Annotated in this window: 20 protein-coding genes; 6 read left to right on the top strand and 14 right to left on the bottom strand. The window is 70.7% G+C overall.

All coding sequences use genetic code 11. From position 1 onward, the window contains the following. Positions 1–52 precede the first annotated feature (52 nt). Positions 53–292 carry a phosphoribosylformylglycinamidine synthase subunit PurS gene (gene purS, locus BMZ47_RS17360; protein ID WP_007565237.1) on the top strand — a complete coding sequence of 80 codons (240 nt, stop codon included), beginning with the start codon at positions 53–55 and terminating at the stop codon, positions 290–292. After that, the gene (gene purQ / locus BMZ47_RS17355) at positions 292–972 is read left to right on the top strand and encodes a phosphoribosylformylglycinamidine synthase subunit PurQ (RefSeq protein WP_007565239.1); all 681 of its coding nucleotides are present in this window, start codon (positions 292–294) and stop codon (positions 970–972) included. Before purS ends, purQ begins: the two co-directional genes overlap by 1 nt. 413 nt (positions 973–1,385) lie before the next feature. On the opposite strand, the gene BMZ47_RS17350 is transcribed toward purQ, so the two are convergent. From BMZ47_RS17350 to BMZ47_RS17330, 5 genes are all read right to left on the bottom strand, one after another. Continuing rightward, a complete protein-coding gene (locus BMZ47_RS17350) occupies positions 1,386–3,803 on the bottom strand; it encodes a penicillin-binding protein 1A (protein ID WP_007565241.1) in 2,418 nt (805 codons plus the stop codon). Between the two features lie 168 nt (positions 3,804–3,971). After that, positions 3,972–5,240 (bottom strand): N-acetylmuramoyl-L-alanine amidase, encoded by a 1,269-nt coding sequence (locus tag BMZ47_RS17345; protein WP_007565243.1) that lies wholly within the window; start codon positions 5,238–5,240, stop codon positions 3,972–3,974. A gap of 126 nt (positions 5,241–5,366) precedes the next feature. Then, positions 5,367–5,927 carry a hypothetical protein gene (locus BMZ47_RS17340; RefSeq protein ID WP_091863563.1) on the bottom strand — a complete coding sequence of 187 codons (561 nt, stop codon included), beginning with the start codon at positions 5,925–5,927 and terminating at the stop codon, positions 5,367–5,369. Positions 5,928–6,078: 151 nt separating this feature from the next. After that, entirely contained in the window at positions 6,079–6,435 is a 357-nt protein-coding gene (locus tag BMZ47_RS17335) for a phasin (RefSeq protein ID WP_007565246.1), read from the bottom strand. Between the two features lie 320 nt (positions 6,436–6,755). Further along, complete coding sequence (locus tag BMZ47_RS17330) at positions 6,756–8,030, bottom strand: glycosyltransferase family 4 protein (RefSeq protein WP_091863562.1); 1,275 nt, start codon at positions 8,028–8,030, stop codon at positions 6,756–6,758. A 112-nt stretch (positions 8,031–8,142) separates the two neighbouring features. Here BMZ47_RS17330 and BMZ47_RS17325 point away from each other — a divergent pair, with 112 nt between their 5' ends. After that, positions 8,143–9,411, top strand: coding sequence for a glycosyltransferase family 4 protein (locus tag BMZ47_RS17325; RefSeq protein WP_091863561.1), 1,269 nt, complete (start codon positions 8,143–8,145; stop codon positions 9,409–9,411). A 100-nt stretch (positions 9,412–9,511) separates the two neighbouring features. Beyond that, the gene (locus BMZ47_RS17320; RefSeq protein WP_007565252.1) at positions 9,512–9,691 is read left to right on the top strand and encodes a hypothetical protein; all 180 of its coding nucleotides are present in this window, start codon (positions 9,512–9,514) and stop codon (positions 9,689–9,691) included. A 113-nt stretch (positions 9,692–9,804) separates the two neighbouring features. On the opposite strand, the gene BMZ47_RS17315 is transcribed toward BMZ47_RS17320, so the two are convergent. The 3 genes from BMZ47_RS17315 to BMZ47_RS17305 all read right to left on the bottom strand — a co-directional run bounded on the left by BMZ47_RS17315 (position 9,805) and on the right by BMZ47_RS17305 (position 12,916). Then, the gene (locus BMZ47_RS17315) at positions 9,805–11,487 is read right to left on the bottom strand and encodes an acyl-CoA dehydrogenase family protein (protein ID WP_091863560.1); all 1,683 of its coding nucleotides are present in this window, start codon (positions 11,485–11,487) and stop codon (positions 9,805–9,807) included. Between the two features lie 218 nt (positions 11,488–11,705). Next, entirely contained in the window at positions 11,706–11,912 is a 207-nt protein-coding gene (locus tag BMZ47_RS17310; RefSeq protein WP_007565256.1) for a hypothetical protein, read from the bottom strand. Between the two features lie 113 nt (positions 11,913–12,025). After that, positions 12,026–12,916, bottom strand: coding sequence for a DMT family transporter (locus tag BMZ47_RS17305; RefSeq protein ID WP_091863559.1), 891 nt, complete (start codon positions 12,914–12,916; stop codon positions 12,026–12,028). Positions 12,917–13,097: 181 nt separating this feature from the next. Here BMZ47_RS17305 and BMZ47_RS17300 point away from each other — a divergent pair, with 181 nt between their 5' ends. Beyond that, a complete protein-coding gene (locus BMZ47_RS17300) occupies positions 13,098–14,000 on the top strand; it encodes a YihY/virulence factor BrkB family protein (RefSeq protein WP_007565259.1) in 903 nt (300 codons plus the stop codon). Then, the gene (locus BMZ47_RS17295; protein ID WP_091863558.1) at positions 13,979–14,851 is read left to right on the top strand and encodes an alpha/beta fold hydrolase; all 873 of its coding nucleotides are present in this window, start codon (positions 13,979–13,981) and stop codon (positions 14,849–14,851) included. Before BMZ47_RS17300 ends, BMZ47_RS17295 begins: the two co-directional genes overlap by 22 nt. An 8-nt stretch (positions 14,852–14,859) precedes the next feature. Here the strand turns inward: BMZ47_RS17295 and BMZ47_RS17290 are convergent, their stop codons facing one another. The 6 genes from BMZ47_RS17290 to rho form a co-directional block, all read right to left on the bottom strand. Then, positions 14,860–15,090, bottom strand: coding sequence for a hypothetical protein (locus tag BMZ47_RS17290; RefSeq protein ID WP_007565263.1), 231 nt, complete (start codon positions 15,088–15,090; stop codon positions 14,860–14,862). A gap of 57 nt (positions 15,091–15,147) precedes the next feature. Then, positions 15,148–15,789 (bottom strand): dephospho-CoA kinase, encoded by a 642-nt coding sequence (gene coaE, locus BMZ47_RS17285; protein WP_091863557.1) that lies wholly within the window; start codon positions 15,787–15,789, stop codon positions 15,148–15,150. Continuing rightward, positions 15,786–16,637 (bottom strand): shikimate dehydrogenase, encoded by an 852-nt coding sequence (locus BMZ47_RS17280; RefSeq protein WP_091863556.1) that lies wholly within the window; start codon positions 16,635–16,637, stop codon positions 15,786–15,788. Before BMZ47_RS17280 ends, coaE begins: the two co-directional genes overlap by 4 nt. After that, positions 16,634–17,671 carry a cation diffusion facilitator family transporter gene (locus tag BMZ47_RS17275; protein WP_091863555.1) on the bottom strand — a complete coding sequence of 346 codons (1,038 nt, stop codon included), beginning with the start codon at positions 17,669–17,671 and terminating at the stop codon, positions 16,634–16,636. The genes BMZ47_RS17280 and BMZ47_RS17275 overlap by 4 nt, the downstream gene beginning before the upstream one ends. A gap of 10 nt (positions 17,672–17,681) precedes the next feature. Continuing rightward, positions 17,682–18,293, bottom strand: a complete 612-nt coding sequence (locus BMZ47_RS17270; RefSeq protein ID WP_007565269.1) for a Maf family nucleotide pyrophosphatase — start codon at positions 18,291–18,293, stop codon at positions 17,682–17,684. Positions 18,294–18,513: 220 nt separating this feature from the next. Then, positions 18,514–19,884, bottom strand: coding sequence for a transcription termination factor Rho (gene rho, locus BMZ47_RS17265; protein WP_007565271.1), 1,371 nt, complete (start codon positions 19,882–19,884; stop codon positions 18,514–18,516). Between the last annotated feature and the right edge of the window lie 278 nt (positions 19,885–20,162).

Raw genomic sequence — 20,162 nt, 5'->3', positions numbered from 1 at the left:
GACGCCGCGGGTTGCGCCCACGTTTTCGGCTGCGCGTGAGACCGGAAGATCCATGAAAGCCCGTATCATCGTCACCCTGAAGACCGGTGTGCTGGACCCGCAGGGCAAGGCGATCGAGGCCGCGCTCAAGTCCCTCGGCATCGATGGCATCGACAGCGTCCGCCAGGGCAAGGTGTTCGATCTCGAGGTCTCGGCCGCCGATGGCCCGACCGCCGAAGCCACCCTCCGGACGGCCTGCGAGAAGCTGCTCGCCAACACCGTCGTCGAGAACTACGCGATCGAGATCCTCTGATGCACGCTGCGGTCGTCGTCTTTCCGGGGTCGAATCGCGAGAGCGACGTTGCCCGGGCTCTGCGCCGGTCGGGTGCGCGGGTCAGCATGGTCTGGCACGCGGACCACGACCTGCCGGCCGGAACCGACCTCGCCGTCCTGCCGGGCGGCTTCTCCTACGGCGACTACCTGCGCTGCGGTGCCATCGCGGGCCGTGCGGCCGCGATGGATGCGGTGCGGGCGCATGCCGCCCGGGGCGGCCTCGTGCTCGGCATCTGCAACGGCTTCCAGATCCTGTGCGAATCCGGCCTCCTGCCGGGCGTGCTGATGCGCAACGTCAACCGGCGCTTCATCTGCCACCGGCAGACCCTCCGGGTCGAACGCACCGACACGCGCTTCACCAGCGCCTACCAGAAGGGGCAGGTGATCGACGTCTGCGTGGCGCATGGCGAGGGCAATTACTTCGCCGATCCCGAGACGCTGGCGCGGATCGAGGGCGAGGGTCGCGTGGCCTTCCGGTACTGCGACGCCGCCGGGACGATCACGGTCGAGGCCAACCGCAACGGCTCCCTCAACGCGATCGCGGGGGTCTACTCGGAGGCCGGCAACGTCCTCGGGATGATGCCGCACCCGGAGAACTTCGTGGAAGGGCTGATCGGCGGCACCGACGGGCGCGGATTGTTCGACAGTCTCGCCGCGTAAGCTCGTCGCCGGAAACTGGTTTTTAACCGCCGATTAAGGTTCACACGGCATAAAGAGGCATCCAGAGTTCTGGATATCGAGTTGGACGACCTCGTCCGCTCTGTTTGATGCCTCCCTGATGACTCTCCCAAGCCGCCCCCAACCGGGCGGCTTTTTTCTGTTGCCTGCGCAGGCCGCGACGGGTCCCGCTCGGGCTCGCGGATCCACGCAACGCGGCCCGCGATCATTCTCGGCCGCAAGAGATGTCTGTCCGAGGCCCGCATCCGGCAGGGCGGTAGAAGATCGTAGCCTGGAAGGGCGCGGCCGCCCGCGCTTCGTCGCAGTGGCGTGAAGCGCATCCCACGGGGCAACGCCGGAGGATCGGGCGCAAAAGGCCTCGGTCCTACCCAACGGTTAGGACCGAGGCCGATCCCTCAGTAGAGCCCGCCCGCCTGTGCGGCCCGGTCGGGGTCCGCCGGGACCGCCGCGGGGGCGGCGCTCTGGGCCGGGGCGACGTAGGAATCCGGCGGCGCGGTGCCGGGCTTGAACGCCTCCAGGATCGTGCCGGCGCCCTCCCCCGAACCGGCGCGGGTGCCGGAGGCGAGGTTGACGCGGATCAGCTTGATCCCGGGCGGCACCCGGAACGGGGTCGGCGGCTTGTCCTTGAGGGCGACCTTCAGGAACTCGAGGGCGATCGGCGCCGCGAGGCCGCCGCCGGTGGCGCGGTCGCCCAGCGAGCGCGGCTTGTCGAAGCCGATATAGATCCCGACCGCGAGATCCGGCGAGAAGCCCACGAACCACGCATCCTTGGCGTCGTTGGTGGTGCCGGTCTTGCCGGCGAGCGGCTTGCCGATCTGCTTCAGCAGGGTCGCGGTGCCGCGCTGGACCACGCCCTCCATGATCGAGACCATCTGGTAGGCGGTCAGCGGGTCGAGCACCTGCTCGGAATCGTCCACCAGCTTCGGCTCGTCCTGGCCGGACCATTTCTCGGCGTCGCAGCCGATGCACTTGCGGTTGTCGTGCCGGTAGATCGTCTCGCCGATGCGGTCCTGGATCCGGTCGATCAGCGTCGGCCGGATGCGGCGCCCGCCATTGGCGAGCATCGAGTAGGCGGTGACCATGCGCATGACCGTGGTCTCGCCGGCCCCCAGCGACATCGGCAGCACCGGCAGCATGTCGTCGTAGACGCCGAAGCGGCGGGCGTATTCGGCGATGAGCGGCATGCCGACATCCTTGGCGAGCCGGACCGTCATCAGGTTCTTCGAATGCTCGATCCCGTACCGCAGGGTGTGCGGGCCGCCGGACTTGCCGTCGTAGTTCGAGGGCGTCCAGGCTTCCTGGCCGGGGCCGGCCTCGATGGTGATCGGCGTGTCCTGCACGATCGAGGACGGGGTGTAGCCGTTGTCCAGCGCCGCCGAGTAGACGATCGGCTTGAACGACGAGCCAGGCTGGCGCATCGCCTGGGTGGCGCGGTTGAACTCGGATTCGTCGTACGAGAAGCCGCCGACCATCGCGTGGACGCGGCCCGTATTCGGGTCCATCGCCACGATGGCACCGGAGACCTCGGGCTTCTGGCGCAGGCGGTACTGGCCGCGGCCGCCATCCATCGCCTCGACATAGACCATGTCGCCGGGCTGGAGGTTCGGCCGGCCGGCCCAGCGCATGCCGTCCGGGGGGATCACGCCGGTCTCGCGGTCCTTGCCGACCTGGCCCGACGCCTCGCGCTTGGGCTGGAGGCCGACCTGGACCCCGCCGCCGCCATTGCCCAGCACCACGGCGAGCCGCCACGGCGCCACGTCGCCGAGCGCCGGAACCTCGGCGGCCGCCATGCCCCAGTCGCGCCCGGTCAGGTCGACCTTGGTGACCGCGCCGCGCCAGCCATGGGCCTGGTCGTAGCGCACGAGGCCGTCGACCAGCGCCTTGCGGGCCCAGGCCTGCATCTTCGGATCGAGGGTGGCGCGCACCGAGAGACCGCCCTCGTAGAGCTTCTTCTCGCCGTAGCGCTCGGAGATCTCGCGCCGGACCTCCTCGGTGAAGTAGTTGGCGTTGGCGGCGTTCGGGAAGGCGACCCGCGGGTTGACCCCGAGCGGCATCTTCTTGGCGGAATCCGCCTCTTCCTTGGTGATGTAGCTGTTCTCCGCCATCAGGCGGATGATCTCGTTGCGGCGGTCGAGGGCCGCCTGGGTCTTGCGGTAGGGGTGGTAGTTGTTGGGACCCTTCGGCAGCGCGGCGAGATACGCGGCCTCGTTGATGGTCAGCTCGTGGACCGACTTGCCGAAATAATCGAGCGCGGCCGCCGCGACGCCGTGCAGGTTGCGGCCCGGGACGATGGTGCCGAGGAAGATCTCGTTGAGATAGAGCTCCAGGATCTTGTCCTTGGAGTAGGCGGCCTCGATCCGCAGCGCCAGCAGCGCCTCGCGGATCTTGCGGTCATAGGTCTGCTCGGAGGAGAGCAGGAAGTTCTTGGCGACCTGCTGGGTGATGGTCGAGGCGCCCTGCCGCTTGCCCGACTTGGCGTTGGTCAGGAAGGCGCGCACGATCCCCTCGGGGTCGATGCCGCCGTGCTTGTAGAAGTTCTTGTCCTCGGCCGACAGGAAGGCCGCGACCACGATCTTCGGCATCGCCTGGATCGGCAGGTACAGCCGGCGCTCGCGGGCATATTCGGCCAGCAGGGAGCCGTCGGCCGCGTGGATGCGGGTCATCACCGGCGGCTCGTAATTGGCGAGCGCGGCGTGGTCGGGCAGGTCCTGGCTGTACTTCCAGTAGAAGTAGCCGCCGGCCGCAGCACCGACCACGAACAGCACCGCGCCGGCGCTAAACAGGATCCCGAAGAAACGAAGGATCAGACGCATCCGGTGTTCCGCTCGTCGCTGGCCCGGCCGCATGCCGGGTTCGGCTCATCCGGCACGGGCGTCCGTATTCGACGCGGTCGGCTCCCGGACGCTCCCGTGAGGCCCCCTCGGATTGCCGGTTCAGCGGCGGTGCGACGGGGCGTCGGACACCCCGTATCGACACTCTATCTATGGTAAAACTGGGGCGACGGCCGCCGACCGGCGCGGGTTCGTGGACGGCTTCAGGGTCGCGCGGTTGCCGAAGAACAGGTCGATCGCCTTCGCCATCGAACCGGTGACCCCCGCGCGCCACTCCGGCGATTGCAGCATCTCCAGGTCGCGCTTGCTCGAGAGATAGCCGAGTTCCACCAGCACGCTCGGCACGTCGGGGGAGCGCAGCACCATGAAGCGCGCCTCCCGGTGCGGCTTGGCGCTCATCTCCATGACCGGGGCGAGCTGGCCCATCAGGGTGCGGGCGAAGCCCGACGAGAAGCCCCGGGTCTCCCGCAGGGTCAGTTCCTGCAGGATGTCGGCGATGTCCGGGGGGGCCTCGGCGGAATCGGCGCCGGCGGCGGCGTCGGCCTTGTTCTCGCGCTCGGCGAGCCGGGCGGATTCCACGTCGGTCGCCTTCTCGGCGTTGGTGTAGATGGTGGCCCCGCGCACCTGGGGCGCGGCCGAGATCGAATCCGCGTGGATCGACACGAACAGGTCGGCCTTGGCCTCGCGGGCGAGGCGGACGCGGTCGGCCAGCGGCACGAACACGTCCCGGTCGCGGGTCATCCGGACCCGGTAGCGGCCGCTCGCTTCCAGCTTCTCGACCAGAGCCTGCGCGTAGCCGAACACGATGTCCTTCTCGAACACCCCGCCCACCGCGATCGCCCCGGGATCGGTCCCGCCATGCCCGGCATCGACCATGATCAGCGGGCGCTGGTCGGCGGGTTCGGGGGCGGCGCTGCGCGCCTGGGCGGGGGCCGGGTCGCTGGCCGCGGCCGCCTTGCGGAACGCGTCGCGCTCGACGCGCTGGAGCGGGATCGTCAGCAGCACCGCACCGTCCCGGGCCCGGGTCACGGTCTCGATCCGCCCGATCGTGGCCGGCGCGGCGAGGTCGATCACGACCCGCGAGCGGCCGGGGGCGAACAGGCCGTAGCGGAAGGATTGGACGAGGCCGTCGCGGCGACGCCCCGCCCCGGAATCGAGCTGGAAATTGACCTCCGGCAGGTCGATCACCGCCCGGTCGGGCCGTTCCATCACGAAGCCGCGGGCCTCTACGGCCCGGGACAGGGTCAGGGTGAGCCGCGTCGTGCCGGCCTGGCTGGCGAGATCCGCCCCGATGGCGATCGCGGGCGTCGGCGCGGCGGGCTTGTCGCCGTTCTGCGCGAGGACGGGCGAGCCTGCCAGCGTCAGAGCCAGGCAGAGGCGGTGGATGGCGGAACGGATCTGGCGCGCGCGACTCGGCATCGGTCCGGATTCAACTCCCGTGCCCCTTGATAGGGCATAGGAGCGGTATGGTTAATCGACGGTTGCCCGGAACGAGGCGGCCGGCATGTCGCGCGCATGCGACAGCCTGAACGTGGCGATCGTGCGTCAGCGGAACGCGACGAGACGGCTCGCCTTGCGGATGACGTCGCTCCAGCAGGTCAGCGAGGCATCGGCGGCCCGCTGGACCTCGCCCATCTGCAGACGCATCAATTCGGTCGGCGAGCCCGCTTGCGACAGGGCCCGCAGATGCGCCAGGGCGGCCTCGCTCTCCCCGCGCATGTAGCGGGCGATCGTCGAGCCGATGCCGGTGCCGTCGCGGTGATTCGGCGTGAACCCGGCCCGGCTGGTCGCGGCTAAGCTGGTCGCGGTGAGGTGTTCGGCGGCTTCGTCCCGCGCGACGGGCGCAGCGGACGGAGCCGTCACCGGCGGGATCGTGACGGGTGGGACGAGGGCGGCCACCGGGACCGAGACCTCTGCGGGAGCCTCCGGCGCGGCACCATCCGGCTCGGAGGCGGCGACGGTCTCCGTGGCCTTGGCAACCGCCACGTCCGGGATGGCCGTGTCGGTGGGCGGCGGAACGGCGCGGAGCGCGGGCCCGTCGGCATTGAGAGCCGGCTTCGGAGCCCAATCGGGGCGGGGCCCCTTCGGTCGACGCGGCTTGCTCATGGCGCGATCTCCTCCTCGTCCGCATCGGGCCCCCTGACGGAGCGGCGGCCGGAGGGAAGACCGTGTTCGGAAGGCTTCTATCCGGCGGTGCCCCGCCGCGTCGGGCCGGGCACCGCCTCGAACGATCCGCTCTGGGCGGATCGGTGCGTCTTCAGCGGGCGACGTTCTGCTGCGCGAGGGCGCCGAAATCCTTGGCCTGGGCCTGGAGGGCGGCGAACTGGCTGCGGACGAACTCGGACTGCAGCTCGAACGCCTCGCGCAGGTCCTTGGTGCGGGCCAGCTTCTGGGCGAAGTCGAAGGTCGCGTTCGCGTTGTTCTGCGCGTGCTCGAAACCCTTCGAGACCGCCGCCGTCATGGTCGACTGGAAGGTCTGGCCCGAGGCCTGGACCTGCTCGGTCGCCTTGATGGCGTTCGCCATCATGGTGCCGACGGCGTTGCGCGCCTGGTCGACGCTCTTCTCGGCGAAGTCACGCATCTCGGTCGGGATCTCGAAGTTCGGGGTCTGCATCGAAGTCTCCAGCACACGCTGTCTCGGGATGGGACGCCGATCTGCGTCCGCGGTGACGCGTCTCTATATGTTGCAGTGCAACAAGAAGTCAAGTGCATGTTCGGGAGTGCGGCGCGGGCGCGAGAATCCGGATAAAATGCATGATTCCGGTATCTGAACAGTCTTCGCGCCGCCATAGCGGCAACGCGCCCGCTTCCAATAAACCTTGGCCGTTCCAGGCATGGTCATGGTGCGATTCGGCCGCACAGACGCCTCTCTATATCAATCTTTCCGGCTGTCTATAGCCGACGCGCCCGGGTTTGGGACTTGCCGATTCGGTATCAGGCCGATTCAGCGCTCGGCCGGTCCGGCCGGGCCGCGGCGCCGGCATGGTGCATCGCACCAGTCCCACGCTGCACGAGCCCGGCATAGAGCGACCGGAGCGCGGCGGCATGGGTGGCAAGCGTCATCGGCGCGGCCCGGACCTGCGCCCGGGCATTCGCCCCGAGGGTCGCCGCGCAGACATCGTCCCGCAGGGCCGAGAACGCCGCCGCCAACGCCCCGATCTCGGGGGGGACCACGAAGCCGGTGCGCCCGTCCCGGACCTTCTCGGCGGCGCCGGACCGGTCGGAGGCGACCACGGGAAGGCCGGCCGCCAGGGCCTCGTAGACCGTGAGCGGCCCGGTCTCGTACCAGCGCGATGGGGCGGCGAGCGCGCGGGCGCGGCTGCGCAGCAGCGCCCAGACGGCGTCCGGCGCCTGCCAGCCGATCACCTCGACACCGGGCCGAGCGCGCAGTTCCGCTTCCAGGGGACCGGCGCCAACGAACAGGGCCGTGAGCCCGGCGGACCGGGCCGCGTCCGCCACGAGGTCGGCGCCCTTCTCCCGGGTCAGGCGCCCGACATACGCGATGGCGTCGCCCCGGGCGGGATCGGCCGGCGGCCCGTCGGCGATCCGGACGGGGTTGTCGACGCGGTGATGGGTGAGCGCGTAGCCGCCGAGCAGGTCGCCGAGCCGCCGCCGGCTGGCGTCGCAGACATGGACGACATGGAGCGGCCGCCGGTGCAGGGCCTGCCGGAGCGCCCCCGCGCGGGCGACGCGCACGAGCTTGTGAACCCGGCTCCGCGGATCGCAGGGCGCGGCGAGGCAGGCTGGCGAGAGCGGCGTGAGCCCGCAGGGCTCGGCCCGGTCGAACCGGTAATAGACCCCGTTCGGGCAGGCTAGGGCGTAGTCGTGCAGGGTGACGACCACCGGCACCGCGAGGCGGGTCAGGACCGGGAAGATCGCCGGCGACAGGGTGCGGGTCCATTGGTGCAGATGGAGGCAATCCGGCGGTGCCGGAAGCTCCCGGAGCGCCGCCTCGAGGGCGCGGGCCGCCGCGGCGTGCCAGATCCCGGTGGCCGCCGCCTTGAGGCCGCCCAGGGTCCAGATGTCGGGCAGGCCGAGTTCGATCCGCCGGATGTTCCCGTGGTCCAGCAGGGGATCGACCGGGCCCGGGATCGCCTGGATGTAGGTGACCGCCAGGCCGGCCTCGGCGAGCCCGCGGGCGGATTCCAGGGCGACCTTTTCCGCCCCGCCGCTGGCGGTCGCGAACTCGGCCAGGATCACGACATGCATGACTTGTCTCGGCAGGACCCGCCGCGATCATAAGTCCAGGCCGGTTTACGGAGGATCAACCGCCGGCCGTTACAGATCTCCACCCCGAAAATAGAGCGGCGGACTTCCTGACGTGCACATCGTCCTCGTCGCCGACCATGCCGCGATCAACGGCGGCCAGGCCAAGGTCGCGATCGAATCCGCCCTCGGGCTCGCCGCCCGGGGTCACCGCGTCACCCTGTTCGCGGCCGTGGGCCCGGTCGACCCGCGGCTGGAACCCGCCGGCATCCGAGTGGTGTGCCTGGGTCAGGACGACGTCACGACGGCGCGCAGCAAGCTCGCCTTCGCGGCCCAGGCGATCTGGAACGCACCGGCGGCCCGCGCCCTGGCAGCCGAGCTCGCCGCCTGCGATCCGCGGGACACGCTGGTCCATGTCCACGCCTTCGCCAAGGCGCTGTCGCCCGCCATCGGCCCGGCCCTGCGGGCTTCCGGCCTGCCGTGCCTCTACACGATGCACGAGTTCTTCCTGGTCTGCCCGACCGGCGGGTTCTACGCCTATCCCGAGCAGACGATCTGCCACCGCACGCCGATGTCGGCCTCCTGCATCCTGGCGCAGTGCGATGCGCGCAGCTACCCGCGCAAGGTCGCCCGGATGATCCGCCATGCCGGGCTCGCGCATGTCGCGCGGCTGCCGGAGCTGTTCGCCCACGTCGTCACGATCAGCGACCTGCAGGAGAGCGTGGTCCGGCCGCTGATGCCCGCCGGCACGATGTTCCACCGGGTCGACAACCCGATCGCGGTGGCGCAGGCGCCGGTCCATGAGGGACCGCCGGGCGACTGCCTGTTCGTCGGCCGGATCTCCACCGAGAAGGGCGCGCCGATCTTCGCCGAAGCCGCCCGCCGGGCCGGGGTGCGGGCCGTGTTCGTCGGCGACGGTTCGGAGCGGGCCGACCTCGCCACCCGCTATCCCGAGGCGGTGATGCTCGGCTGGCGCGACCCCGCCGGCGTGCAGGCGCTGATGCGGCAGGCGCGGGCGCTGGTCTTCCCGAGCGTCTGGTACGAGGGCCAGCCGCTCACCGTGTACGAGGCTCTGGCCTGCGGCACGCCGGTGATCGTCAGCGATGCCTGCGCCGGCCGGGAGGCGGTGGTCGACGGCGAGACCGGGTTCTGGTTCCGCTCGGGCGATCCGGATGCGCTCGCCGCCCATCTGCGCCGCCTGTCGGACGACGCCCTCGCGGCCCGGATGGGCCGGGCCGCGCATGCCCGCTACTGGACCGCGCCGCTGACCCCGGAGGTGCATCTCGACCGGCTGACGGGCGTCTACGAGATCGTGATGCGTGAAGCGTCTGCGCGAGGTCGCGCGACGCGGTTATCAGCCGGCCCGGCGGTGGCGACGGCCTGATTGATACGCCCTGCGCCCGAAAAAACCGGAAACACCCGGGCCCCGTCGCGTTGACGCGCACAGGCACCGCGCGTGCACACGTCACCGATAAGGGACAGACATGGCCGACGACCACAAGCTCGAGAACGAGACCAAGCCCGGCTTCCAGCAGGGCAGCGCCAAGCCGGACGACAAGGCCAATCCCGCCAACAAGCCCGAGAAGATGGACGAGCGCCTCGACGATGCCCTCGAGGAGACGTTCCCCTCGAGCGACCCGATCTCGGTGAAGATCACCAAGTAGCGGGGATCCCGAAGGGCTCAGCCCTTGGGCGGGGCTATCGGGGCAGAGCCCCGATGGAGCCGGGCTCTGCCCGGCACCCGCACAAAGTCCCGGACCGTGTGAATCCGGACTTTTTACGCCGCTTCGAGCAGGCGCCGGGCGATGACCTGGGCCTGGATCTCGGCGGCGCCCTCGAAGATCGACAGGATGCGGGCGTCGCACAGAATCCGGCTGACCGGGTATTCCAGGGCGAAGCCGTTGCCGCCGTGGATCTGGAGCGCGTTGTCGGCGGCCGCCCAGGCGACGCGGGCGCCGAGCAGCTTGGCCATCCCGGCCTCCAGGTCGCAGCGCTTGCCGGCATCCTTCTCGCGGGCCGAGAAATAGGTGAGCTGGCGGGCGATGTTGATCTCCACCGCCATCATGGCGAGCTTGTCGGCGACCCGCGGGAAGCTGACGAGCGCCTTGCCGAACTGCACCCGCTCCTCGGCGTAGCGCAGGGCCACGTCGAGGGCCGACTGTGCGACGCCGATCGCCCGGGCCGCGGTCTGGATGCGGGCCGATTCGAAGGTCTGCATCAGCTGGGCGAAGCCCTTGCCCTCGACCTCGCCGAGCAGGTTGCCGCCGGGCACCTCGAACCCCTCGAAGGCCAGCTCGTATTCCTTCATGCCCCGGTAGCCGAGCACCTCGATCTCACCGCCGGACAGGCCCTGGACCGGGAACGGCTCTGCGTCCGTGCCCCGGGGCTTCTCGGCGATCAGCATCGAGAGGCCGCGATGGCCCTTCTCCTCGGGCTTGGTCCGCACCAGCACGGTCATGATGTCGGCCCGGACCGGATGGGTGATCCAGGTCTTGTTGCCGGTGATTTTCCACGTCTCGCCGTCCTTGACGGCCTTGGTGCGCAGGCTCGCGAGGTCGGACCCAGTGTTCGGCTCGGTAAACACGGCAGTCGGCAAAATGTCGCCGCTGGCGATCTTCGGCAGGAAGCGGTGCTTCTGCTCCTCGGTGCCGCCGCACAGGATCAGCTCGGCGGCGATCTCCGAGCGGGTGCCGAGCGAGCCGACGCCGATATAGGCCCGGGACAGCTCCTCGGAGACCACGCACATGGCGGTCTTGGGCAGGCCCATCCCGCCGTATTCCTCCGGGATGGTGAGGCCGAACACGCCCAGCTCAGCCATCTTGGTGACGACCTCCATGGGGATGTATTCATTCTTCAGGTGCCACTCATGCGCCTGCTCGACCACCTCGGCCTTGCCGAAGCGGCGCATCTCGGAGCGGATCGCCTCCATGTCCTCGTCGAGGCCCGAGGCGCCCACGGTGGCCGAGCCGCCGCCCTCGCGCATCAGCGCCACCAGGGCGGCGCGGTTCTCCGGGGTGTTGCCCTCGGCGATCAGGGTCTCGACCGCGTCCGAGCGGTACTGCGCGACCTCCTTGGCCGAGAGGCCGAGCGAGCCGGTCGGCCGGACCATCTCGCCCTGGCTCATCGGGATGCCGGAGAACAGCTGGTCGAGATACTCGCCGGCGCCGATCCGCACGAGCAGCGTCTCGGTCTCGCCGAACCGGCCCTCGGCCTGGAGGCGCTCGGCATAACCGCCGAGCTCGGCCACCGCCTCCGCGTAGGTCGCCAGCCAGGCCAGCCCGTGGGCGGCGTGCTGCTGGGTCTCGAGCTTGCCGGCATCGATCCGCCCGTCCGTACCGAGGATGCGCGTCCGGACCCGGCGCGTGGCTTCCGCCACGAGGGCCTTCGCGCTCTCGCCGGCCGCCTTGGCGAGGCTGACGACGTCCTGCGGCTCGGTCTGGATGGCGGGGGATGCGGACATGGTTTTTGGCTCGCGTGGCGTTTTATTGGATCGTGTCTTCTAACCCGTCCGACGTCGAGGCCGAAGCAGATTTCATTTGCGGCGTCTTGAACTGAAGTTGAATGCGTCAGAGTGCTCGCGGCCGAAATGGAGACCGGTTCGGCGCACGTTATTTCGTATACACAATCACTGACAGCCGTGCCCGCGTGCTACGGTACGGGAAGCCGTTTCAGCCCGGCTCAGCGCTTCTGCTCGCAGCGCGTCTTCACGTAGGCGCCGTTCTCGCCGGTGAAACCGGTATTGGCTGCCAGTACCGGTCCCTGGATCAGGCATTCCTGCAGCGTGTGGGCCGGCCCGGTGATCACGTCGAGGGCGGTCTCCCGCGAGCAGTCCGGGGCCTGGACGTTGGCGGCGCAGATGAGCGCGACGACGAGGATCTGGTTCATGGGGCCTCCCGGGGATCTCGGTGATCCGGCCCGGCTCTTCGGCGGCTGGGCGGCAACAAGCGAAAGACCGGGTCTTACCGGGGGTTCCGGGACTGCGGCGCCAAGGCCTCCTGTCAGGCCCGGCTCGCCACCGCGACGCCGAGCGCCGCCACCGCCATCCCGGCGCCCTGCACCAGGGTGAGCACCTCGCCGAACAGCAGGTAGCCCAGCAGGGCCGCCACCGGCGGAACCAGGAAGAACAGGGCGGCGACGCCCGCCACCGCGCCCCGCCGGATCAGCGCCAGGAGCAGTAGGATTCCGGCCACCGAGTTGACCAGGATCGCCCAGGCGAGCCCGAGCCACAGGGGCGCGACCGGGTCGATCGTCGCGTGGCCGAAGGCCAGCGCCAGCGGGATCGCGCAGGCCATCCCGCCCACGAATTGCAGCGTCGCGTTGGCCAGGAGGTCGCCGCCCCCGCCGGTCCGCTTCTGCCAGAGGGTGCCCAGCGTCAGGGCCAGGACCGCCACCAGGCTGACCGCCAGGGCCACCGGCGGGATCCCGGACGGGTCGGCGGCGCCGAGCTTCGGGGCGAGCACCAGCCCGGCCCCGGCAAAGCCCAGCAGGATCCCGAAGGCCCGCCGGCCGCTGACGCGCTCGCCGAGCAGCGGCCCCGCCAGGAGCGCCGTCAGCAGCGGCTGGAGGCTGCCGACCAGGGCGGCGATCCCGGCCGGGAGCCCCCGGCTCACCGCCCAGAACACCCCCGCCAGGTAGATGCCCTGCATCAGGAAGCCCGCGACGATGGGATCGCGCCAGCCCGCCCGGGTCCCGGGCCAGCGCACCCGGGAGGCCACGGCGATCAGCGCCAGCAGCAGGGCGACGCCGGTGAACCGGACCGCCGTGAAGCCCAGCGGATCGGCATGCGGAATCACGGCCCGGGCGGAGATGAAGCCGGTCGCCCAGATCGGGACGAACAGCACCGGGAGGGCGCTGGCCGCGCGGTTCGAATCGCCTGGGGGGGTGGGCATGACCGCGCGGACGGAGCATGCCGGCGGAGAAATGGCAACGGCGATTCGGCCATCGGGGCGGTCCGGCGTGGCCGCGGCGCGTCACCGGGCCGCGAACGGGACCGGACGGGTCCGGCGGCGTTGACGGGCCGGGCCGCGCGCCCTTCATCGGCGGGCGCGCTACGAGGATCGTTGGACACCCGTGAAATCTCTCCGCAGCGGATTACAGGTCGCGGGCCTCGCGGCGCAGCGCTTCGTCGCCCATGACGGCTGGGCGATCGCCAGCCACATCGCGCTCTCGACCCTGACCTCCCTGTTCCCGTTCCTGATCCTGCTCGCGGCGCTCGCCGGCCTGTTCGGCACGCAGTCCCTGGCCGACGAGGCGGGCAACCTGATCTTCGACGCCTGGCCCCGGGAGATCGCCAAGCCGATCGTCGGCGAGGTCCACCGGGTGCTCACCGAGCAGCGCAGCGGCGTGCTGACGCTCGGCGCCCTGTTCGCCCTCTACTTCTCCTCCTCGGGGGTCGAGAGCCTGCGGGTCGGCCTGAACCGGGCCTACGGCCTGCGGGAGAGCCGCCCGTGGTGGCTGACCCGGCTCGAATCGATCGGCTACGTGATCTGCGGCGCCTTCGCGATGCTGGCCTTCGCACTGCTCGTGGTGCTGGGTCCGCTGATCTGGCGCAACATCGTGCTGGTCGCCCCGGGGGTGGAGCCCCTGGGCCTCACGGTGGCGATCGGGCGGATCGTCGTCACGGCCCTGCTGCTGGCGGTGGTGCTGATCATCGCCCACAAGTTCGTGGCCGCCGGCCGGCGCTCGATCCTGTCGGTGCTGCCGGGGATCGGGGTGACGCTGATCCTGTGGTTCCTCGCCGGCCTCGGCTTCGGCTATTATCTCGACCGGTTCTCGAACGCCTACGCGTCCACCTACGGGGGCTTGGCCACCGCGATGGTGTTCCTGGTGTTCCTGTACTGGCTCGCCGCCATGTTCCTGTTCGGCGGCGAGATCAACGGCACGGTGATCGCCGCCCGCCGGAGCCGCCTGCAGGCGAAGATGCTGGCCCGGCGCGCCGGGATGGAGGGACGATGGACGGCACCGAGCACCTGACCGTGCGCGTGAACGGCGCGAACCTGCATGTCGCGCGCCGCGGCACGGGATCGCCGCTGCTGCTGCTCCACGGCTGGCCGGAATTCTGGCTGACCTGGGAGCCGGTGATGGAACGGCTGTCCGCCCGCCACACCCTGATCGCCCCGGACCTGCGCGGCTTCGGCGACAGCGACAAGCCCGAGGGCGCCTTCGGACCACCGGAGCAGGCGGCCGACATGGCGGCGCTGCTGGAGGCGCTGGGCATCGACCGCGCCGGCATCGTCGGCCACGATGTCGGCGGCGCGGTGATCCAGGCGCTGGCGCGCGCCCATCCGGAGCGTTGCGCCGGCCTGTTCCTGTTCGACTTCGTCTATCCCGGGATCGGCCCCCGCCTCGGGGAGCCGGACCGGCTCAGCGAGATCTGGTACCAGTCCTTCAACCAGATGGACCTGGCGGTGACCCTGGTGGGCGCCAGCCGGGAGAGCTGCGCCGCCTATATCGGCCATTTCCTGCGTCACTGGTCGCACCGCAAGGACGCATTCGATCCCGTGATGGACGCCTTCGCGGACAATTTCTGGAAGCCGGGAAACCTCGCGGGCGGCTTCGCGCATTACCGGGCGGCCCATGCCGGCCGGATCGCGATGCTCAAGGGCGAGGCCCCGCCCCTGCCGCCGATCGCCGTGCCGACCTGCGTGCGCTGGGCCGAGCACGACCCGATCTTCCCCTATGCCTGGACCGACCGCCTCGGCGAGACGTTCTCGGATCTCGACCTGGCGCCGTTCCCGGGCGTCGGCCACTTCCCCCACCGGGAGGACCCCGACCGGGCCGCGGCCGAGATCGCCGGGTTCTTCGGGCGGATCGGGTGGGTGTGACCTGACCGTCAGCGGGACTGGTTGCGGTAGACGCAGTCGCGCCCGCGATCCTCGTACCCGCCCGGGCAGGCGGTGACGCAGGCGCCGGCCGCGAGCTTCTTCGGGGGCGGGCAGGCGCCGGCAACTTGCGCCTGGGCCGGCCCGGCCGCGAGCAGCGGCAGGATCAGGAGCGCGATCAGGGCCTTGGCCATGATCGCGGGATTCGCCGAGGCCCGGCCGATCCCTTCGAGACACCGCATCGTCGTCCATCCCGCAGCCGGATCGGTGAGCAGGAGATAGGCCCTCGCGCGGCCGCGTCACCCAGCGGCGGGGTGCTCCGGCGCACCGCGCTCCGTCAGCGCGGCCACGATCCGCGCCACCTCGGCCTCGGCGGCGGGAAAGCCCCGGCTGGTGTCGATCACGAAATCGGCCCGGGCCCGCTTCTCGGCATCCGGCATCTGCTTGGCGCGGATCGCCTCGAAAGCCGCCTCGGTCATGCCGGGGCGGGCCAGCACCCGGGCGCGCTGCACCTCGGGGGGCGCGCTGACCACCGCGACCGCGTCGCAGCGATTCTCGCCACCGGTCTCGTAGAGGAGCGGGATGTCGAGGACGACCAGGGGCGCGTCCGCGTGCCGGGCCAGGAAGGCCGTGCTGGCCGCCCGGACCAGCGGGTGGACGAGGGCCTCGAGCGCTTCCATCCGGCCGGGATCGCCGAGCACCGCCGCGCGCAGGCGGGCGCGGTCGACGCCGCCCTGCGGGTCGAGCACCCCGGGAAAGGCTTTGCCGATGGCCGCGGCGGCCTCGCCGCCTGGACCGTAGAGGGCGTGGACGGCGGCGTCGGCATCGTGGACCGGGACGCCGAGCGCCGAGAACATCCGGGCGGTGGCCGACTTGCCCATGCCGATCGAGCCGGTCAGGCCGAGTATGACGGGGCGGCTGACGGGATGCCCCTTGCTCATCCGGTAAGATCCGCCACGATCCGGTCCCGCAGGCCCGGGGTGACGGCCGGGCGCAGGCCGAACCAGGCCTCGAAGCCCGGCACCGCCTGGTGCAGCAGCATCCCGAGTCCGTCGACCGCGGCGAGCCCCCGCCGGCGTGCCGCCGCGAGCAGGTCGGTCTCCAGCGGGGCGTAGACGATGTCGGCCACCGCGGCGGTTTCCGGCAACGGGGTGAGGTCGAGATCGAGGGGCGGCTGGCCCTTCATGCCGAGCGAGGTGGTGTTGACCAGGAGCCCCGCCCCGGCGAGCGCGTCGGGCAGGTCGTCCCAGGCGAGCGCCGCGCCGATCCCCGGAGCCAGGGCCGCCAGGGTCTCGGCCCGGGCCCGGGTGCGGTTGGCGATCAGGATCCGGCTGAGGCCGCTCTCGGCGAGGCCGATCACGATCGCCCGCGCCGCACCGCCGGCGCCCAGCACCACCGCCGTGCCGCCGGCCCGCTCGGGCCAGCCGGCGCCGAGACTGTGGTCGAGATGGGCGCAGAAGCCCGGCGCGTCGGTGTTGTCGCCGCGGACCCGGCCGTCGGGCCCGACCACCAGGGTGTTCACCGCGCCGATCTTTTGCGCCCGCGGCGTCAGCGTGTCGACGAGCGCGTAAGCCGCCTCCTTGTGGGGGATCGTGACGTTGCCGCCCCGGAAGCCCGATTCCGGCAGCGCCCGGAGGAAATCCGGGAACGCCTCCGGGGCGACGTCCAGGCGCTCGTAGGAGCCGGGGATACCGTGCTGGCTAAGCCAGTAGCCGTGGATCAGCGGCGAGCGCGAATGCGCGATCGGGTGTCCGACTACGAAGGCGCGGGGGATCGGGGACGCGCTCATGCCGCGCATTCCCGGGCGAGCCGGCAGGCCGGGCCGCCGGCCGCCTCGATCTGCAGGGTCGCGTGGCCGATGCCGAAGCGGGTGCGCAGGCCCTCGGCGGTCTCGTTGAGGAAGCCGTTGGCAGCCGCGCGATGCTCCGGGTGGTCCTCGGCGATCACCAGATGGACCGTGAGGGCGACGCTGGTGGCGCTCATCGGCCAGATATGCAGGTCGTGGAGGTCGATGACCCCGGGCCGGTCGCGCAGGAAGCCGGTCACCGCCTCCGGGGAGATCTCGGGCGGCACCGCGTCGAGGGACATCGCCACGCTGTCGCGCAGGAGCCCCCAGGTCGCCCAGACCACGAGGCCCGCGATGGCGAGGCTGACCGCCGGGTCGAGCCAGGCCTGGCCGGTGAGCTGGATCACCAGGCCGGCGACCACGACCCCGGCCGAGACCGCGGCATCGGCCACCATGTGCAGGAAGGCGCCGCGGATGTTGATGTCGCCCTTGGCGCCGCTGGCGAACAGCCAGGCGGTGACGCCGTTGACCAGGATGCCGACCGCGGCGACCACCATCACGATGGTGCCGACCACGGGCTCGGGATGGACCAGCCGGACGAGCGCCTCCCAGATCACCGCGCCCATGGCGACCAGCAGGAACACGGCGTTGAACAGGGCCGCCAGGATGGAGGAGCCGCGATAGCCGTAGGTGAAGCGGGCGCTGGCCCGGCGGCGCACCAGGATGGCGGCGATCCAGGCGGCGGCCAGGCCCAGCACATCGGAGAGGTTGTGGCCGGCATCGGCCACCAGGGACATCGAGTTGCTGAGGTAGCCGTAGGCCGCCTCGACCACCACGAAACCGGTGTTGAGCACGATGCCGATCGCGAAGGCCGGCCCGAAATTCTTCGGCGCATGGACGTGGCCGCCATGGCCGCCATGCGCGTGACCGCCATGGGCGTGGCCCCCGGATCGGCCAGCCGTCGAAGACGTGCCGTGGCCGGAATGCGAAGCACCTTCGAAGGGAGGGCCTCCATGCGAATGATCGTGCCCGGCCACGCGGTGCTCCCTAGAAATCCAGATAGCCGGCGGCGCGCAGGCGGGCGAGCAGCGGCAGCAGCGGCAGGCCGAGCACGGTCGAATGGTCGCCGGTGACCGAGTCGAACAGGTGGATGCCCGGTCCCTCGAGCTGGTAGCCTCCGACGCTGGCGCGCACCTTTTCGGCGCCGGCGCAGTCCACATAGGCGGCGATCGCCCGGGCATCGAGGGGGCGGATCGTCAGCCGGGCGGTCTCCACGAAGGCGTCGTCGATGGCGCCGGCCAGCGCCACCGCGGAATGCAGGGCGTGGGTGCGGCCGGCGAGGCGGGCGAGCTGGGCGCGCGCTGCGTCGGAATCCCGGGGCTTGTGGAAGATCGTGCCGTCGAGCTCGAGGACCTGGTCGGCGCCGATCACGACCCGGCCCGGATGGCGGGCGGCCACCGCGTCGGCCTTGGCCCGGGCGAGGCGCAGGGCGAGGTCGGGCGGCGACAATCCCAGGCTCGACGCCTCGACGGCGCGCTCGTCGACATCGGGGGATGCCGTCTCGACCGGCAGGGCCGCGCTCTCCAGGAGCAGGCGCCGGGTCGGGCTGGTCGAGGCGAGGAGGAGCGGATCCGGACGGAGCCAGGGCGAGCGGGGCATCGCGCCAGTGTCACGGATCGCGTCGCCGAAGCAAGGCTGCGACGAGCCCCGCCGCCGGGATGAACCGGTCGGCGGGGCTGTCGCGGAGCCGATACGCAACCTGGCTCCCAAGGCCGACCATGGCAGGCACGGGTTAGGAGAAGGTCAACGCGGTCTCTGGTTTCCAAAGGGCCGAGCCCTTTGGCGGGGTTCGGGGGCGGAGCCCCTGAGATCGACCCGATCAGGTGTTCATCGAGTCGAAGAAGTCGCTGTTGCTCTTGGTCTGGCGCAGCTTGTCGAGCAGGAACTCGATCGCGTCGGTGACGCCCATCGGGTTGAGGATGCGGCGCAGCACGTAGGTCTTCTTGAGGGCGTCCGGCGGGACCAGCAGCTCCTCCTTGCGGGTGCCGGAGCGGGTGATGTCGATCGCCGGGAAGATGCGCTTGTCCGAGACCTTGCGGTCCAGGATGATCTCCGAGTTGCCGGTGCCCTTGAACTCCTCGAAGATCACCTCGTCCATGCGCGAGCCGGTGTCGATGAGCGCGGTGGCGATGATCGAGAGCGAGCCGCCCTCCTCGATGTTGCGGGCGGCGCCGAAGAAGCGCTTGGGCCGCTGCAGGGCGTTGGCGTCGACACCGCCGGTCAGCACCTTGCCGGAGGACGGCACCACGGTGTTGTAGGCGCGGCCGAGCCGGGTGATCGAATCGAGCAGGATGACGACGTCGCGGCCGTGCTCCACCAGGCGCTTGGCCTTCTCGATCACCATCTCGGCGACCTGCACGTGGCGGGTGGCCGGCTCGTCGAAGGTCGAGGCGATGACCTCGCCCTTCACCGAGCGGATCATGTCGGTGACCTCCTCGGGCCGCTCGTCGATGAGCAGCACGATGAGGTAGCATTCCGGGTGGTTGAGGGTGATCGACTGCGCAATGTTCTGCATCAGCACGGTCTTGCCGGTGCGCGGCGGCGCCACGATCAGGGCGCGCTGGCCTTTGCCGATCGGCGCCACGATGTCGATGATCCGGGGCGAGAAATCCTTCTTGGTCGGATTCTCGAGCTCGAGCTTGAACCGCTTGGTGGGGAAGAGCGGCGTCAGGTTGTCGAAATGGACCTTGTGCTTGATCTTCTCCGGGTTCTCGAAGTTGATCGTGTTGACCTTCAAAAGCGCGAAGTAGCGCTCGCCGTCCTTGGGGCCGCGGATCGGGCCCTCGACGGTGTCGCCGGTGCGCAGGCCGAAGCGCCGGATCTGGGTCGGCGAGATGTAGATGTCGTCCGGGCCCGGCAGGTAGTTCGAGTCGTTCGAGCGCAGGAAGCCGAAACCGTCCTGCAGCACCTCGACGGTGCCGGCGCCGATGATCTCGACCTCCTTGGCAGCGAGCTGCTTCAGGATGGCGAACATCAGCTCCTGCTTGCGCATGGTCGAGGCGTTCTCGACCTCGACCTCCTCGGCGAAGGCGATCAGGTCGGTGGGCGTCTTGGCCTTGAGGTCGAACAGCTTGACCTCGCGCACGCCCTCGAGGACGGCGACGGTGCCCGGGGTGGCGGGCGCGTCGGCCTGATCCGCGGTCTCGGGATCGGCCAGGGGATCGGCGAAGGCGTCGGGATGTGGCGTCATGGGGTGTCTTGCAACCGACGGAGAAGGTGGGAGGGCCGGTTCTGCGCCAAGCAACCCGGGGGACGGGCGCCGGAGAGCGGGCCGCGCTGGAACAGCGAGGGGCCCGAAGATCGTCTTGGCTGGACCGTTTTCGGCAGGACCCTCGCGGCTCACGGGCGCGCTGCGGCGCTGACCTTGTGAAGAGGGCCCACAAGAAATAACGCGTTTCGCCACCGCACTCAAGGGGCTGATGGATCGGAGGCGCCCGGGGACCCGCGGGATCGGTGACGACGGGCCGG

It is taken from the genome of Methylobacterium brachiatum (assembly GCF_900113845.1).
Lineage (GTDB): Bacteria > Pseudomonadota > Alphaproteobacteria > Rhizobiales > Beijerinckiaceae > Methylobacterium > Methylobacterium brachiatum.
The sequence above is the reverse complement of the archived record's forward strand: the minus strand, read 5'-3'. Positions and strand labels throughout refer to the sequence as shown.

Excerpts from the sequence above, each read along its gene's own strand:
- BMZ47_RS17345 (WP_007565243.1), bottom strand. The coding sequence starts at position 5,240 with ATGCCGAGTCGCGCGCGCCAGATCCGTTCCGCCATCCACCGCCTCTGC.
- BMZ47_RS17335 (WP_007565246.1), bottom strand. The coding sequence starts at position 6,435 with ATGCAGACCCCGAACTTCGAGATCCCGACCGAGATGCGTGACTTCGCC.
- BMZ47_RS17310 (WP_007565256.1), bottom strand. The coding sequence starts at position 11,912 with ATGAACCAGATCCTCGTCGTCGCGCTCATCTGCGCCGCCAACGTCCAG.
- BMZ47_RS17330 (WP_091863562.1), bottom strand. The coding sequence starts at position 8,030 with ATGCATGTCGTGATCCTGGCCGAGTTCGCGACCGCCAGCGGCGGGGCG.
- BMZ47_RS17315 (WP_091863560.1), bottom strand. The coding sequence starts at position 11,487 with ATGTCCGCATCCCCCGCCATCCAGACCGAGCCGCAGGACGTCGTCAGC.
- BMZ47_RS17280 (WP_091863556.1), bottom strand. The coding sequence starts at position 16,637 with ATGAGCGCGTCCCCGATCCCCCGCGCCTTCGTAGTCGGACACCCGATC.
- BMZ47_RS17305 (WP_091863559.1), bottom strand. The coding sequence starts at position 12,916 with ATGCCCACCCCCCCAGGCGATTCGAACCGCGCGGCCAGCGCCCTCCCG.
- BMZ47_RS17290 (WP_007565263.1), bottom strand. The coding sequence starts at position 15,090 with ATGCGGTGTCTCGAAGGGATCGGCCGGGCCTCGGCGAATCCCGCGATC.
- BMZ47_RS17350 (WP_007565241.1), bottom strand. The coding sequence starts at position 3,803 with ATGCGTCTGATCCTTCGTTTCTTCGGGATCCTGTTTAGCGCCGGCGCG.
- BMZ47_RS17295 (WP_091863558.1), top strand. The coding sequence starts at position 13,979 with ATGGACGGCACCGAGCACCTGACCGTGCGCGTGAACGGCGCGAACCTG.
- rho (WP_007565271.1), bottom strand. The coding sequence starts at position 19,884 with ATGACGCCACATCCCGACGCCTTCGCCGATCCCCTGGCCGATCCCGAG.
- purS (WP_007565237.1), top strand. The coding sequence starts at position 53 with ATGAAAGCCCGTATCATCGTCACCCTGAAGACCGGTGTGCTGGACCCG.
- BMZ47_RS17340 (WP_091863563.1), bottom strand. The coding sequence starts at position 5,927 with ATGAGCAAGCCGCGTCGACCGAAGGGGCCCCGCCCCGATTGGGCTCCG.
- BMZ47_RS17270 (WP_007565269.1), bottom strand. The coding sequence starts at position 18,293 with ATGCCCCGCTCGCCCTGGCTCCGTCCGGATCCGCTCCTCCTCGCCTCG.
- purQ (WP_007565239.1), top strand. The coding sequence starts at position 292 with ATGCACGCTGCGGTCGTCGTCTTTCCGGGGTCGAATCGCGAGAGCGAC.
- coaE (WP_091863557.1), bottom strand. The coding sequence starts at position 15,789 with ATGAGCAAGGGGCATCCCGTCAGCCGCCCCGTCATACTCGGCCTGACC.
- BMZ47_RS17320 (WP_007565252.1), top strand. The coding sequence starts at position 9,512 with ATGGCCGACGACCACAAGCTCGAGAACGAGACCAAGCCCGGCTTCCAG.